The following is a 14,807-nucleotide window of genomic DNA, read 5'->3' on the forward strand; positions in this document are numbered from 1 at the left end:
GATGGATCCTCGTGTTTCTGTACAGGCTGAAGACTTTTCTGTTGATCAAGAATATCAGCGCTTGTCGGAAGGCACTGCGTCTGGAGCCGTTGTTACGTTTATCGGTAAGGTTCGTGATATGAATCTTGGTGATAATGTGATCGGTCTGCACTTAGAGCATTATCCTGGAATGACAGAAAAAAGCCTGATCGATATCTGTAATGAGGCGGAGTCACGTTGGCCATTACTTGGGGTCCGCGTGATACATCGTGTTGGTGACCTTGATACCGGCGATCAAATTGTGTTCGTAGGAGTCTCAAGCGCTCATCGAGGTGCGGCATTTGATGCTTGTGAATTCATTATGGATTACCTAAAGACTAAAGCGCCATTCTGGAAAAAAGAACGTACAACGAGCGATAACCGCTGGATTGAGTCACGAGATACTGACCATCAAGCTGCGCAGCGTTGGGAAAAGTAGAACCGTTTTTTATTCTGCGACCAAATCTAGTAAAGCCAGATGTTCATCTCATCTGGCTTTTTCTTTTTTACGATAAAAACGGAGTTTACTTCCTACTTTGACCTGCTGATAAATTCATCACCTTTCCTTCCTTTCACCTCTCGGTGACCTTGTTCACAATAAAAAATATCGAACAAGATATATGCAATTATTAATTAGACTCAATGTGTCACAAATGTTAATTTTTATACATATATCTAGCATAAGATGCTACCAAAGAGTTTGAATTTAGATTTATCGACAGTTTTGCCTGCCAAATGAACTCGCAAATCTGCATTTATCTACCCAATACAAACTATGTAGTATTTATTGCTAAATATGAGCACTAATTACAGAATTATTAGTTTTTTTGCTACATTTTTATGGCAAATTACTTCAATGATTGCTAATGTGTGCCGCAGTCTTTGTAAGGTTTTAGTGTTTTGTGCTCAGAAAGTGTACTAAAAAATTCTAAAATTCTGACCGTTCCAGTCCCTTGCAGAGAAGTCATGGATGCTAATGAAAAACTTGGAGTTTTACGCATGTATAAGAACAAAATCACCAAAGCCCTTCTTCTAGGTGCTGGTCTGGCAGTGGCTGCCTCTTCTTCTACCGCTTTCGCTGCTGACGTTCCAGCAGGCACTAAACTAGCAGATAAACAAGAACTCGTTCGTGGTAACGGTACTGAAGTTGCAACAATCGACCCGCACAAATCTCAAGGGGTTCCAGAGTCGCATGTGATTCGTGATCTTCTTGAAGGCTTAGTGAACCAAAATGCAGACGGCGACACCATCCCTGGTGTAGCTGAGAGCTGGGAAACCTCAGACAACAAAACTTTCACCTTCCATCTACGTAAAGACGCAAAATGGTCTAACGGCGATCCTGTAACAGCGCAAGATTTTGTATACAGCTGGCAGCGTGCGGTCGATCCTGCGACGGCTTCACCATATTCTTGGTACATGGAATACACCAAGATGAAGAATGCAAAAGACATCGTTGCGGGCAAAAAAGACAAGAGCGAGCTCGGTGTTAAAGCGACTGACGACCACACGCTAGTGGTTGAGCTAGATACCGCCGTTCCTTACTTTGTAATGATGGCTGGTCACACAACAATGAAACCAGTACATAAAGCGACAGTTGAGAAGTTTGGTGATCAGTGGACGAAACCAGAAAACTTCGTAGGTAACGGCGCTTATGTCGTAAACAACTGGGTTGTGAATGAGCGTCTAGAGCTTGTTCGTAACAACGAATACTGGGATAACGACAAAACGGTTATCAACAAAGTAACGTACCTTCCAATTGAGAACGGTGTTGCTGAAATGAACCGTTTCCTATCTGGTGAAATTGATTTCACGTCTAAACTGCCGACAGAGCACTTTAAACGTCTGAAAAAAGAGCACCCAGAATCAGTATCGGTTGAAGGTAGCCTGTGTACTTACTACTACTCATTCAATACTAAGAAAGAACCATTCAACGACGTTCGTGTTCGTAAAGCGATTTCTTACGCTATCGACCGTAACATTGTAGCAAACGCAATTCTTGGCCAAGGTCAGAAGCCTGCTTACTTCCTAACGCCTGAAATTACAGCGCATTTCAACCCTGAGCTACCAGCTTACGGAAAGATGACGCAAAAAGAGCGTAATGCAGAAGCGGCACGCCTATTGGCTGAAGCGGGTTACGGCAAAGACAACCCACTTAAATTCTCTCTTCTATACAACACGGATGAGAACCACAAGAAACTAGCAGTAGCACTAGGTTCTATGTGGAAGAAAACTCTAGGTCTAGACGTAACGCTAGAAAACCAAGAGTGGAAAACTTACCTATCGACTAAAGACCAAGGTGATTTCGAAGTGGCACGCGCCGGTTGGTGTGGTGACTACAACGAAGCATCTTCATTCCTAACCCTAATGGTTAGCTCGAACACAACTGGTGGTCAGCACTGGGGTAATAAAGAGTACGATGCTCTGATTGATAAAGCGATCAAATCGACTTCTGAAGAAGAGCGTACCAAAATTTACCTAGAAGCTGAGCAACTGATGGCGAAAGATATGCCAATTGCGCCTATCTACCAGTATGTTCGTTCTCGTCTATTAAATCCGCACGTTGGTGGTTTCCCTGCAAACAACGCGGAAGAAAAGATCTACACCAAAGATCTTTACATCAAAGCTGACTAATTAAAGTCACTTCAAAACTATAAGAATAAGGCTCACACGCACCATTGAAGGAGCGTGTGCAGCCTATCATTTACATTTTAACTGTCACAGACTGAAAGAGTGAGTTTATGCTTAAATTCATCGCAAAAAGGATATTTGAGGCGATCCCAACCATGTTGGTTTTGATCACCGTATCTTTCTTTCTCATGCGTTTCGCACCGGGTAACCCATTCTCGAGCGAGCGCCCATTACCGCCAGAAGTTATGGCGAACATTGAAGCTAAATACGGTCTAGATAAGCCTGTATTTGAGCAATACACCACATATTTGACCAACGTTATCCAAGGTGATTTTGGTCCTTCATTCAAATACTTAGATTACACAGTAAATGAGCTAATCTCTGTTGCATTACCAGTATCAGCGAAGGTTGGTTTTATCGCCTTTATCTTCACTGTAATTTTGGGGGTGACGGTTGGAACCATAGCCGCACTCAAGCAGAATACTTGGGTGGACTACGCCATAATGTCAACGGCGATGCTCGGGGTAGTTATGCCGTCCTTCGTATTGGCTCCTGCTCTGATTTACTTGTTCTCTCTCCATTGGAATTTATTCCCCGCGGGTGGTTGGCATGACGGAGGGTGGCAATACATTGTGCTACCTGTGATCGGTATGTCATTGCTCTACGTGGCGACTTTCGCACGTATCACTCGTGGCTCGATGATCGAAACATTGAACAGTAACTTTATTCGTACCGCTCGCGCAAAAGGTCTAAGTTACCGTTACATCATCCTGAAACACGCACTAAAACCAGCTCTGCTTCCTGTTGTGTCATACATGGGACCAGCGTTTGTAGGTATCATCACAGGTTCGGTTGTTATCGAGACCATTTTTGGTCTGCCTGGTATCGGTAAGCTGTTTGTCAACGCTGCCTTCAACCGTGACTACTCGCTAGTAATGGGTGTGACCATTCTGATTGGTTTCCTATTCATTCTATTCAACGCTATCGTTGATATTCTGCTAGCAATGATTGACCCGAAAATTCGCTACTAACAGGGAAGTATGGTTATGTTAACGAAAAAAGAGAATCTTGAAGCGGTCGAGAAATTTGCAGAGAACCTGGAAGTTGAAGGCCGTAGTTTGTGGCAAGACGCCCGTATCCGCTTTATGCGTAACAAAGCGGCGATGGTGAGCTTGTTCATTCTTGCACTGATGACCCTAGCGGTAATCTTCTTACCGATGATTGCCCCTTACGCTTTTGATGATACTGACTGGTATGCAATGCACGTTGGTCCGAGTGCTGAGCACTGGTTTGGTACAGACAGCCTAGGTCGAGACCTTTACGTACGTACGCTGATTGGTGGTCGTATCTCTCTAATGGTTGGTGTTCTAGGTGCATTAGTTGCGGTTGTGATTGGTACACTTTACGGTGCGGCTTCTGGCTTCATTGGCGGTAAAGTTGACCGTATCATGATGCGTATTCTTGAGATCCTATATGCGGTACCGTTCATGTTCCTAGTTATCGTACTGGTAACATTCTTCGGTCGTAACATTGTTCTTATCTTCGTCGCTATCGGCGCTATCGCATGGCTAGATATGGCTCGTATCGTACGTGGTCAAACGCTAAGCCTGCGTAGTAAAGAGTTTATTGAAGCGGCACACGTTTGTGGTGTGAGCAACTGGAAGATCATCACTCGCCACATCGTTCCAAACGTATTGGGTATCGTAGCGGTTTACTCAACACTACTTATCCCAAGCATGATTCTAACGGAATCATTCCTTTCATTCCTTGGTCTTGGTGTACAGGAACCAATGACAAGTTGGGGCGCACTTCTACAAGAAGGCTCACAAACAATGGAAGTAGCAATCTGGCAGCTGGCATTCCCAGCAGCGTTCATGGTTGTGACTCTATTCTGCTTCAACTACGTTGGTGACGGTCTGCGCGATGCGCTGGATCCAAAAGACAGATAATTAAAAATAGAAAGAATAAAGGAAGCAATGATGAGTTTATTAGATGTCAAAGATCTGCGCGTCGAATTTACCACGCAAGATGGTATCGTAACCGCAGTAAACGATTTGAACTTCTCTCTGAATCAAGGCGAGACCCTAGGTATCGTAGGTGAGTCTGGTTCAGGTAAGTCACAAACTGTATTCGCAATCATGGGTCTACTGGCTAAGAACGGTATTATCTCTGGTAGCGCGAAATTTGAAGGTCGAGAAATCCTTAACCTTCCAGAAAAAGAGCTTAACAAGGTTCGAGCGGAACAGATCGCTATGATCTTCCAAGACCCGATGACCTCTCTTAACCCATACATGAAAGTCAGTGATCAGCTGATGGAAGTACTGATGCTGCACAAAGGTATGGGCAAAGCAGAAGCATTCGAAGAGTCTGTTCGTATGCTTGAAGCAGTAAAAATCCCAGAAGCCCGTAAGCGTATCACTATGTACCCACACGAGTTCTCGGGCGGTATGCGTCAACGTGTAATGATCGCAATGGCGCTGCTGTGTCGTCCAAAACTGCTTATTGCGGATGAGCCAACAACGGCATTGGACGTTACGGTTCAAGCGCAGATCATGGATCTGCTGAACGAGCTGAAATCTGAGTTCAACACTGCAATCATCATGATCACGCACGACCTTGGTGTTGTTGCAGGTTCATGTGACAAAGTACTGGTTATGTACGCGGGTCGTACCATGGAGTACGGCACAGTGAACGAAATCTTCTACAACCCAAGCCACCCATACGCAGAAGGTCTATTGAAGGCTATTCCTCGTCTAGATACAGAAGGCGAGATTCTGCCAACGATTCCTGGCAACCCGCCAAACTTGCTTCGTCTACCACCTGGCTGTCCTTACCAAGATCGCTGCCATCGCGTGATGGATCGTTGTAAGCGTGAAGCACCAATTCTGACGCCATTTGGTGATGGTCGTCAGCGTGCATGTTTTTCTGAATGGGAGGCTTGGAGCAAATGAGTACAGATAAAAAGCTAATTCTGGATGTATCTGATCTGAAAGTTCACTTCAGCATTGCATCAAAATCTGCGTGGCCTTGGTCAAAACCTTCAAGCCTAAAAGCGGTAGACGGCGTAAACGTTCGTTTATACGAAGGCGAGACCCTTGGTGTAGTAGGCGAGTCCGGTTGTGGTAAATCGACATTTGCTCGCGCCATCATTGGTCTGGTGGAAGCAACAGACGGTGAAGTGGTTTGGTTGGGTCAAGATCTGACAAAAATGAAAGACGTCCAACGTCGTGAAACGCGTAAAGAAATCCAAATGATTTTCCAAGATCCTCTGGCTTCTCTTAACCCACGTATGACGGTTGGTGACATCATCGCTGAACCATTAGAGACATTCTACCCAGAGCTGACTAAGCAAGAAGTGAAAGACCGCGTTAAAGAGATGATGGCGAAGGTAGGTCTTCTACCAAACGTTATCAACCGCTACCCACACGAATTCTCTGGTGGTCAGTGTCAGCGTATTGGTATCGCACGTGCTCTGATTTTAAAACCTAAGATGATTATCTGTGATGAGCCAGTATCAGCACTGGATGTATCGATTCAGGCTCAGGTAGTTAACCTATTGAAAGAGCTGCAAAAAGAGCTTGGTCTTTCATTGGTGTTCATCGCGCACGATTTATCAGTTGTGAAACACATTTCTGACCGCGTACTGGTTATGTACCTAGGTAATGCTGTGGAGCTGGGTGAAGCAGATGCGTTGTTTGCAGATCCAAAGCACCCATACACTCGTGCACTAATGTCTGCTGTGCCTATTCCAGATCCGGAAATTGAACGCAGTAAGAAGATCCAGATGTTAGAAGGTGATCTACCATCTCCGATCAGCCCACCATCGGGCTGTGTATTCCGTACTCGTTGCCCTCAAGCAACGGATGAGTGTGCAAAGACAAAACCAAATATCCAAGGTTCTGATATTCATGCAGTTTCTTGTTTGCACGTAGCAGTGTAATTAAATTCGGCCTGTGACGGGCTTAAGCGCGGCTCCTTTTATAGGGTCGCGCTTTTTTTATGCCTACGATCTAGGCTTGATTTAGTTCATTCGAAATTCTTGAACAAGTTGAACTAAGCGGTTGGATTTTAAGCTTTGCATGATTCGCTAATATAGTGGAAAACAGAATCTGAGGAGAGCAGTCATGGGTAAGTTAGTTGAAGGTGTTTGGCACGATGTATGGTACGACACTAAATCAAGTGGCGGTAAATTCGTGCGAGAAGATGCAGGGTTTCGCAACTGGATTAAAAACAAACCGGATGCAACCTATCAACCAGAGTCTGGTCGCTATCACTTGTATGTTTCACTTGCTTGTCCTTGGGCGCACCGAACGTTGATTTTTCGCAGTCTCAAAGGGTTAGAAAAACACATCGATGTCACCGTGGTGTGTCCTGATATGCTAAACGAGGGCTGGCAGATGGGACTGCCTGAGCCATTATTTGGTCACTCCCGTATGCATCAAATTTATACTGAAGCTAAACCGGATTACACTGGTCGAGTAACAGTGCCAGTATTATGGGACAAGAAGACCAATACCATTGTGTCGAATGAATCGTCAGAAATCATCCGAATGTTTAACTCTGAGTTTAATGAGTTAACAGGCAATCATGATGATTATTACCCGGAGCAGCTTCAAAGTGTGATTGATGAATGGAATGATTACATCTATCCAAACGTGAATAACGGTGTTTATCGTTGCGGGTTTGCCACAACTCAAGAGGCGTATGAAGAAGCTTTTGATTCACTCTTTGATGCTTTGGATAAAATTGATGCCCATCTTGCGACGCATCGCTACTTAGCTGGTAATAAAATCACTGAAGCGGATTGGCGCTTGTTTACTACTCTTGTGCGTTTTGACGCGGTGTATGTTGGTCATTTCAAGTGTAATAAACAACGTATTGCTGATTACGCAAACATTCAAGGTTATTTGAAAGAGCTGTATCAAATAGAGGGTGTGGCAGAAACCACGGACTTCTACCACATAAAGCGTCACTATTATTTTAGCCATACTGGCATCAACCCAACACAAGTGGTACCGAAAGGTCCTGAATTAGATTTGGATTCACCTCATGGTCGAGAATCTATCTAAGTTTAAAACCTCTAAGAAAAGCGCCATTTGATGTGGCGCTTTTCTTTTTTCTCAATATCTTCTTAGCATCACAGCTTCTTCCTACCAATCACATAAACTGATGATATAACAACCGATCTTTGACCGAGGTGGGGTATGGATATCAATGAGTTTGTCAGTGGCGAGCATCTAATTTGGAATCTGTTTGTTGCTCTGCTTTTGGGTGCGATTGTGGGAACACAACGTGGCTGGGTGATGCGTAATAGCGTCGAAGGCAGTCGCGTTGCAGGTATCCGCACCTTTTCTTTAGTCGGTTTGCTTGGTGGCTTGGTTGGGATTCTTGCCAATCTGTATACGCCTTTGCTACTCGGCTTTGCTCTTATTGCCTTGGTTATTCTTGCTTGCATTGCGTTTGTTATTCAGCAGAAAAAGAGTGAAGACATCAGCATTACTGGTGTCGTCAGTTTAGTCATTACGTTTGTTCTTGGTAGTTTGGCTGTATCCGGTGAGCCGGTTCTTGCTGCGGCAGCTGCCGTTATCACCGCAGTTGTTCTGGACAACAAGAGAGAACTTCATCAGGCGCTTCAACGCCTCCAAGAGTACGAGCTTGATGCCGCTTTGCGCCTGCTGCTCATTTCCATCGTCTTGTTGCCGCTCTTACCTAATCAAGCTTACGGTCCTTGGAATGCACTTAATCCTTATGAGATTTGGTGGATGGTGGTGTTGATTGCCAGTATTTCATTTGTGGGCTACTTTGCGATTAAAATTGGTGGGGCGAAGCGAGGCATTTTGTTTACTTCTGTCTTCGCTGGCTTAAGCTCATCTACTGCGCTCACACTGCAGTTCTCCCATCTTTCACGCGAACAATCGAGTATCAGCCCTTTGTTAGCAAGCGGCATACTATTGAGTTGCGGTACCATGTTTCCTAGGCTGCTAATTGTGCTGTCAGTGATTAACCCTCAGTTAGTGACATTGTTGTGGCCCATCGTCATGATTATGATGATTGCTCTTTACTTCCCTGCTTGGTGGATATGGCGTCGAAGTGAGGTAGGGAAGGTGGAACAATCAAATAAACAAACCAATCCTTTGGCATTGCAATCGGCGTTGTTTTTCGGTGTCGTATTGGCTGTGATTATGCTGTTATCGCATGCACTGTCTGATCTGTTTGGTAATGCTGGTGTTCTGATACTATCTGCGCTATCCGGCATTACAGATGTCGATGCTATTTCCCTTGCTCTTGGGCGACAAAGTACCCAAACCCTAAGTGTGGAAACCGCGGCACTGGGTATTCTTATCGCGGCATCAGTCAATACAGTGGTGAAAATGGGGATGGTTGTCGCAATAGGGGATAAGGCATTGTGGAGAAGAGTTGCGCCCGTCATGGTTGGATGCGTGCTTTTTGGCGCTATTTTGTTTTTGGCTTTGTATTGATTTATCCGAATACGAAATGGAAAAAAACCTCGCCGTGGCGAGGTTTTATTATTTTGGAAGAAGCGAAGTTATTAGTTAACTGCTTTTTCTTTTGCTTGGTCAGCTTGATCTGCCTGAATCGCAGTTAGAGCAACTGTGTACACGATATCGTCTACTAGTGCACCGCGAGATAGGTCGTTTACAGGCTTGCGCATACCTTGCAGCATTGGACCGATAGATACTAGGTCTGCTGAACGTTGTACCGCTTTGTAAGTCGTGTTACCAGTGTTTAGGTCTGGGAATACGAATACTGTTGCTTTACCTGCTACTGGAGAGTTAGGCGCTTTAGAAGCTGCCACGTTTTCCATGATCGCTGCATCGTACTGTAGAGGACCGTCGATCACTAGATCTGGACGTTTCTCTTGAGCAATCTTAGTCGCCTCACGTACTTTATCTACGTCTGCACCCTTACCAGATTCACCAGTAGAGTAAGAGATCATAGCAACGCGAGGGTCGATACCGAATGCCGCTGCAGAATCAGCAGATTGGATAGCGATTTCAGCAAGCTGTTCAGCTGTTGGATCTGGGTTGATCGCACAGTCACCGTAAACCAATACTTGGTCAGGTAGCAGCATGAAGAATACAGAAGATACGATAGACGCATCAGGTGCAGTCTTGATGATTTGGAACGGAGGAACGATAGTGTTTGCTGTGGTGTGAACCGCACCAGAAACTAGACCGTCTACTTCGTCGTTCTCAAGCATCATTGTGCCTAGGAATACTGAATCTTGTAGCTTCTCACGAGCAACAACTTCAGTCATACCTTTCGCGCCACGTAGCTCAACTAGACGAGCAACGTAGTTTTCACGAACTTCATCAGAGTTGATGATAGTTACGCCAGCACCTAGCTCAACGCCTTGTTGTGCAGCAACGCGACGGATTTCGTCTGGGTTACCTAGAAGCACACATTCAGCGATGCCGCGCTCAGCACAGATAGCCGCAGCTTTAACTGTACGTGGCTCGTCACCTTCAGGAAGAACGATACGCTTACCAGCTTTACGAGCGAACTCAGTTAGCTGGTAACGGAATGCTGGTGGGCTTAGACGACGAGACTTCTGAGTACCTTCAGTCATAGACTCGATCCAGTTACCGTCGATGTGACCAGCAACGTGCTCGTTGATGAACTCGATACGCTCTTTATCGTCTGCAGGTACTTCGATAGAGAAGCTCTGTAGGTTTAGAGAAGTCTGCCAAGTGTTACCTTGTGCTTTGAAGATCGGTAGACCAGTTTCGAACGCTGGCTTACAAAGACCAGTGATCTCTTCAGGGATGTCGTAACCACCAGTCAATAGAACTGCACCGATATCAACACCGTTCATTGCTGCAAGTGCTGCCGCAACGATTACGTCTGGACGGTCTGCAGAAGTAACAAGTAGAGAACCTGGTTTGAAGTGCTCAATCATGTTTGGCAGAGAACGTGCACAGAAAGTGATGCTCTTAATACGACGAGTCGCAATGTCACCTTCGTTAATGATGTCAGCATTTAGGTGCTGAGCCATATCGATAGCACGAGTAGCGATCAGATCGATGCTCCATGGCACGCAACCTAGTACACGAATTGGAGAAGTGTTGAAGATTTCCATCACTTTCATTTCGTTTTGCTTCGCGCTGTCTGCATCGTCAAAGATTTCAGATAGGTCAGGGCGAGTACGGCCAGCTTCGTCAACAGGTGCGTTTAGCTTGTTGATGATTACGCCAGAGATGTTCTTGTTCTTAGTACCACCGAAGTTAGAACATGCTACTTCGATGCGCTCTTTAAGTTGAGCTGGGTTATCTGTACCAGGAGTTGCAACAAGAACGATTTCCGCGCCTAGAGTCGCTGCGATTTCCGCGTTCACTTGGTTAGCGAATGGGTGCTTACGAGTTGGTACTAGACCTTCGATAAGCGTTACGTCTGCATCTTTGTTGATTTGGTTGTAACGCTCAACAACAGTTTCTAGCAGCTCGTCCATGTTGTCGTTACCGATTAGGCTTTCAGCAACAGACATCGCTAGTGGTTGACCGATCTTCATATCGCTGTTGTAACCAACGATAGTTGAAGTTAGATCAGGTTGATCACCGCCAGAACGTGGCTGTGAAATTGGTTTGTAGAAAGAAACCTTAACGCCTTTGCGCTCCATTGCGCGAAGAACACCCATGCTTACGCTAGTTAGACCAACACCAGCACTTGCAGGGATAAGCATAATAGTACGAGACATTCGTAGAGTACCTTTAGCTATTGGGGGATAAAAGCTCAACTCTTATTCCATGAATAATTCAGAGAATAGGAGTTAAGCCCCTAAGAAATTCTTTTGGAAGAAAAACTGGCTAGCCGAGTGGCTAGCCAGTTCAATCTATTAAAGACCTGCTAGGCGTGCAGTGTCTTCAGCAATTACTAGCTCTTCGTTAGTAGAGATAACCATTGCTGGGATACGGCTGTTAGCTGTAGTGATAGTACCTTCACCGCCGAAACGTGCTTTAAGGTTAGCTTCACCATCAACTTCGATACCGAAGATACCTAGACGGTTTAGAACCATTTCACGGATAGGACCAGAGTTTTCGCCGATACCGCCAGTGAACGTGATTGCGTCTAGACGACCTTCCATAGAAGCAGTGTAACCAGCTACGTACTTAGCTAGACGGTGACAGAACACGTCCATTGCACGAGTTGCTTCTTCTTTCTCACCGTAGTTGTCTTCAACGAAACGACAGTCAGAAGTCACTTCAGTTAGACCAGCAAGACCAGACTCTTTAGTTAGCATGTTGTTGATTTCTTCAACAGAGTAACCTAGAGCGTCGTGTAGGTGGAATACGATAGCTGGGTCGATATCACCACAACGAGTACCCATTACTAGACCTTCAAGAGGAGTAAGACCCATAGAAGTGTCTACAGATTGACCGTTCTTGATTGCACAAACAGAAGCACCGTTACCTAGGTGACAGTTGATGATGTTTACTTCTTCAACTGGCTTGTTTAGTAGGCCTGCAACTTCACGAGTGATGAATAGGTGTGAAGTACCGTGCATGCCGTAACGACGGATACCGTGCTCTTTGTATAGTTTGTATGGAAGAGCGTATAGGAAAGACTCTTCAGGCATAGTTTGGTGGAACGCAGTGTCGAATACAGCAACGTTTTGAAGCTCTGGGAAGTTGTGTTTAGCAGCTTCGATACCGATGATGTGCGCTGGGTTGTGAAGCGGTGCGAAAGTCGCAGCGTCTTGAATACCTTTTAGTACGTCATCAGTGATTAGTGCAGATTGAGTGAACTGCTCACCACCGTGTACGATACGGTGACCGATAGCGCCTAGGTTAGCTTTAAGCTCTGGCTTAGAAGCAAGAATAGTTTCAACCATGAACGCTAGTGCTTCTTCGTGTGCTGCACCGTTGCCTAGTTGAGCTTCGTGTTTACCGTCAAGTTTCCACTTGATACGTGCTTCAGGAAGGTGAAGACATTCAGCAAGACCTGATAGGTGCTCTGCACCTGTTTCTGCATCAACAACAGCAAATTTAAGAGAAGAACTACCGCAGTTTAAAACTAAAACTAGCTTAGACATGTGTGACTACCTGTTATTCGTCTGATCAAAATCAGTTAAAGGATGAAAAATTAATCACAAGAATAGACGATACCGCCAAGGGTGCGTACTAATCTTGGTCAAAAATTGTTCTAATTCCGTATAAATGAATAGTGATGAACCCATCCACCACTATGAAGCGATCCGTGCAGAATAAAATCTCGGAGTTGCTTAAATTGTAAATAACGGCAACAATGAGATTGAGGGTCTGCAAAGGATAGCGATAATAGGCAATGATAACAAAAAAATTTTGAAAGAATATTAACTTTCATCAATTTTTTGCGCCTTCAGTTGAAATGTTCAACTATTTTTTAGTGAGAGAGCGGTATGAGCAAACAAGTCGGATTGATCCATAGCCTGAAAGACGGCCAGAGTTACATGGAGATCTGGCCGGTTCGTAAAGAGCTGAACGCCATTTTTCCCGAACAACGCATTATTAAAGCAACACGCTTTGGCATTAAAGTGATGCCAGCGGTTGCAGCAATCAGTGTGCTCACTCAAATGGCTTTTAACAATTATGATGCGCTTCCTCAAGCCATTGTGGTTGCACTGTTCGCAATCAGCATGCCACTGCAAGGCATGTGGTGGTTGGGCAGCCGTTCCAATACTAAGTTGCCACCTGCCTTAGCATCGTGGTATCGAGAGCTGCACCAAAAAATTACCGAAACAGGATTTGCTTTAGAGCCTGCTAAAGCGCGTCCAAGATATAAAGAGCTCGCAGTAATTTTAAACCGAGCTTTTCGCCAACTGGATAAGACTTCATTAGAGCGTTGGTTCTAATCTTCTTGTTCGGTCATCAACTCATTGAAATGGAGTGTGCTTTTAGCCACTCCATTTTTTATGCCCGCAACATGGTTTTTTACTCTTTGCTTATTTGTAATCACCGCCTCTCGTGCCGATTGTGAGATCACAAATGTTACTTTGTTGTTAAATCTTACTTTTCTTTCCTGAGACTTAGCGTTAATAATGATAATTAGATGCACAAAAAGTGCGCAGCTATAAACACAACATCCCATCTTCTACTTCAAAGACTCGTGAGTACGTCAGCAACATTGTGCTTGCAGTTCAAGGACGAAGAAACATCAAGGAGTCATGATGAAAACAAAACGTTTACTCGCCATTGCTATTCTTGCTACGACCACGGCTTTTTCTTCCACTAGCGTTCTGGCTAAAACCGCGACAGTCGCGGTATCACAGATTGTTGAACACCCTGCTTTGGATGCAACTCGTCAAGGGTTGTTAGACGGTCTGAAAGCCAAAGGGTATGAACAAGGGAAGAACTTAGAGTTTGACTACAAGACAGCGCAAGGTAATCCAGCAATCGCCGTTCAGATCGCACGCCAGTATGTAGGAGAAAGCCCAGACGTCCTCGTTGGTATAGCAACGCCATCAGCACAAGCTTTGGTCTCTGCGACTCGCTCTATTCCTGTTGTGTTTACTGCAGTGACGGACCCTGTTGGTGCCAAGTTGGTCAAATCGATGAGTCAACCAGGAAAGAATGTCACAGGACTCTCTGATTTATCTCCGGTCGCACAGCACGTTGCGTTGATTCAGGAAATCTTACCTTCGGTGAAATCCATTGGCGTGGTTTACAACCCAGGGGAAGCAAATGCCGTCACCTTGGTACAGTTATTGAAAGAGAGCGCAGAGTCAAAAGGATTAAAAGTTGTTGAAGCGACGGCACTGAAAAGCGCAGATGTACAATCTGCAACTCAAGCTATTGCAGCGAAATCGGACATCATTTACGCACCAACAGATAACACGGTTGCAAGCGCGATTGAAGGAATGATCGTTGCCGCAAACCAAGCGAAGAAACCGGTATTTGGAGGCGCGACGTCATATGTTGAGAAAGGGGCTATCGCAAGCTTAGGTTTTGACTACTACCAAGTCGGTGTTCAAACAGCCGATTACGTGGCAGCTATTCTTGAAGGGCAAGATCCGGGTAAGTTAGATGTAAAAGTGGCGACAGGCTCAGATCTTGTCGTGAATGAAGGCGCGGCAAGTAAGCTTGGTATTCAATTGCCAGGTTCTGTTGTGAAACGTGCAACTAGTATGCAGTAAGCGTTGTTTTTAGGTCGGTGTTCTACCGACC

The 14,807-nt window shown here is 45.1% G+C and carries 12 protein-coding genes; 10 read left to right on the forward strand and 2 right to left on the reverse strand.

The window, feature by feature from the left end; translation table 11 throughout:
* Window position 1: 1 nt before the first annotated feature.
* The 8 genes from moaE (at window position 2) to OH463_RS14530 (ending at window position 9,125) form a co-directional block, all read left to right on the forward strand.
* Window positions 2–457 carry a molybdopterin synthase catalytic subunit MoaE gene (gene moaE / locus OH463_RS14495; RefSeq protein ID WP_009702831.1) on the forward strand — a complete coding sequence of 152 codons (456 nt, stop codon included), beginning with the start codon at window positions 2–4 and terminating at the stop codon, window positions 455–457.
* A 560-nt stretch (window positions 458–1,017) separates the two neighbouring features.
* Window positions 1,018–2,649, forward strand: a complete 1,632-nt coding sequence (locus tag OH463_RS14500) for an ABC transporter substrate-binding protein (protein ID WP_009702147.1) — start codon at window positions 1,018–1,020, stop codon at window positions 2,647–2,649.
* 107 nt (window positions 2,650–2,756) lie between these two features.
* Window positions 2,757–3,677, forward strand: coding sequence for an oligopeptide ABC transporter permease OppB (oppB, locus tag OH463_RS14505; RefSeq protein WP_005444724.1), 921 nt, complete (start codon window positions 2,757–2,759; stop codon window positions 3,675–3,677).
* Window positions 3,678–3,692: 15 nt separating this feature from the next.
* A complete protein-coding gene (gene oppC, locus OH463_RS14510) occupies window positions 3,693–4,595 on the forward strand; it encodes an oligopeptide ABC transporter permease OppC (RefSeq protein WP_005444726.1) in 903 nt (300 codons plus the stop codon).
* 30 nt (window positions 4,596–4,625) lie between these two features.
* A complete protein-coding gene (locus OH463_RS14515) occupies window positions 4,626–5,597 on the forward strand; it encodes an ABC transporter ATP-binding protein (RefSeq protein WP_005444728.1) in 972 nt (323 codons plus the stop codon).
* Entirely contained in the window at window positions 5,594–6,586 is a 993-nt protein-coding gene (gene oppF, locus OH463_RS14520; protein WP_009698507.1) for a murein tripeptide/oligopeptide ABC transporter ATP binding protein OppF, read from the forward strand. The genes OH463_RS14515 and oppF overlap by 4 nt, the downstream gene beginning before the upstream one ends.
* A 184-nt stretch (window positions 6,587–6,770) precedes the next feature.
* Window positions 6,771–7,715 (forward strand): glutathione S-transferase family protein, encoded by a 945-nt coding sequence (locus OH463_RS14525; RefSeq protein ID WP_017817838.1) that lies wholly within the window; start codon window positions 6,771–6,773, stop codon window positions 7,713–7,715.
* 135 nt (window positions 7,716–7,850) lie between these two features.
* The gene (locus OH463_RS14530) at window positions 7,851–9,125 is read left to right on the forward strand and encodes an MgtC/SapB family protein (protein ID WP_050940796.1); all 1,275 of its coding nucleotides are present in this window, start codon (window positions 7,851–7,853) and stop codon (window positions 9,123–9,125) included.
* A 71-nt stretch (window positions 9,126–9,196) separates the two neighbouring features.
* Here the strand turns inward: OH463_RS14530 and pta are convergent, their stop codons facing one another.
* Together pta and OH463_RS14540 are read right to left on the reverse strand one after the other, a co-directional pair.
* Window positions 9,197–11,362: a phosphate acetyltransferase gene (pta, locus tag OH463_RS14535; protein ID WP_005439640.1), complete on the reverse strand. Its 2,166-nt coding sequence runs from the start codon at window positions 11,360–11,362 to the stop codon at window positions 9,197–9,199.
* Window positions 11,363–11,500: 138 nt separating this feature from the next.
* On the reverse strand, window positions 11,501–12,697 hold the full coding sequence (locus tag OH463_RS14540; protein WP_005444740.1) for an acetate kinase: 1,197 nt from the start codon (window positions 12,695–12,697) through the stop codon (window positions 11,501–11,503).
* 345 nt (window positions 12,698–13,042) lie between these two features.
* Here OH463_RS14540 and yfbV point away from each other — a divergent pair, with 345 nt between their 5' ends.
* Both yfbV and OH463_RS14550 read left to right on the forward strand, forming a co-directional pair.
* Window positions 13,043–13,495 carry a terminus macrodomain insulation protein YfbV gene (yfbV, locus tag OH463_RS14545; protein WP_005444743.1) on the forward strand — a complete coding sequence of 151 codons (453 nt, stop codon included), beginning with the start codon at window positions 13,043–13,045 and terminating at the stop codon, window positions 13,493–13,495.
* 315 nt (window positions 13,496–13,810) lie between these two features.
* Window positions 13,811–14,776 (forward strand): ABC transporter substrate-binding protein, encoded by a 966-nt coding sequence (locus OH463_RS14550; protein ID WP_239969973.1) that lies wholly within the window; start codon window positions 13,811–13,813, stop codon window positions 14,774–14,776.
* Window positions 14,777–14,807: the final 31 nt, after the last annotated feature.

It is taken from the genome of Vibrio sp. NFR (assembly GCF_027587095.1).
Lineage (GTDB): Bacteria > Pseudomonadota > Gammaproteobacteria > Enterobacterales > Vibrionaceae > Vibrio > Vibrio harveyi.

Excerpts from the sequence above, each read along its gene's own strand:
- pta (WP_005439640.1), bottom strand. The coding sequence starts at position 11,362 with ATGTCTCGTACTATTATGCTTATCCCTGCAAGTGCTGGTGTTGGTCTA.
- oppC (WP_005444726.1), top strand. The coding sequence starts at position 3,693 with ATGTTAACGAAAAAAGAGAATCTTGAAGCGGTCGAGAAATTTGCAGAG.
- moaE (WP_009702831.1), top strand. The coding sequence starts at position 2 with ATGGATCCTCGTGTTTCTGTACAGGCTGAAGACTTTTCTGTTGATCAA.
- OH463_RS14525 (WP_017817838.1), top strand. The coding sequence starts at position 6,771 with ATGGGTAAGTTAGTTGAAGGTGTTTGGCACGATGTATGGTACGACACT.
- OH463_RS14500 (WP_009702147.1), top strand. The coding sequence starts at position 1,018 with ATGTATAAGAACAAAATCACCAAAGCCCTTCTTCTAGGTGCTGGTCTG.
- OH463_RS14515 (WP_005444728.1), top strand. The coding sequence starts at position 4,626 with ATGAGTTTATTAGATGTCAAAGATCTGCGCGTCGAATTTACCACGCAA.
- OH463_RS14540 (WP_005444740.1), bottom strand. The coding sequence starts at position 12,697 with ATGTCTAAGCTAGTTTTAGTTTTAAACTGCGGTAGTTCTTCTCTTAAA.
- OH463_RS14550 (WP_239969973.1), top strand. The coding sequence starts at position 13,811 with ATGAAAACAAAACGTTTACTCGCCATTGCTATTCTTGCTACGACCACG.
- yfbV (WP_005444743.1), top strand. The coding sequence starts at position 13,043 with ATGAGCAAACAAGTCGGATTGATCCATAGCCTGAAAGACGGCCAGAGT.
- oppB (WP_005444724.1), top strand. The coding sequence starts at position 2,757 with ATGCTTAAATTCATCGCAAAAAGGATATTTGAGGCGATCCCAACCATG.
- OH463_RS14530 (WP_050940796.1), top strand. The coding sequence starts at position 7,851 with ATGGATATCAATGAGTTTGTCAGTGGCGAGCATCTAATTTGGAATCTG.
- oppF (WP_009698507.1), top strand. The coding sequence starts at position 5,594 with ATGAGTACAGATAAAAAGCTAATTCTGGATGTATCTGATCTGAAAGTT.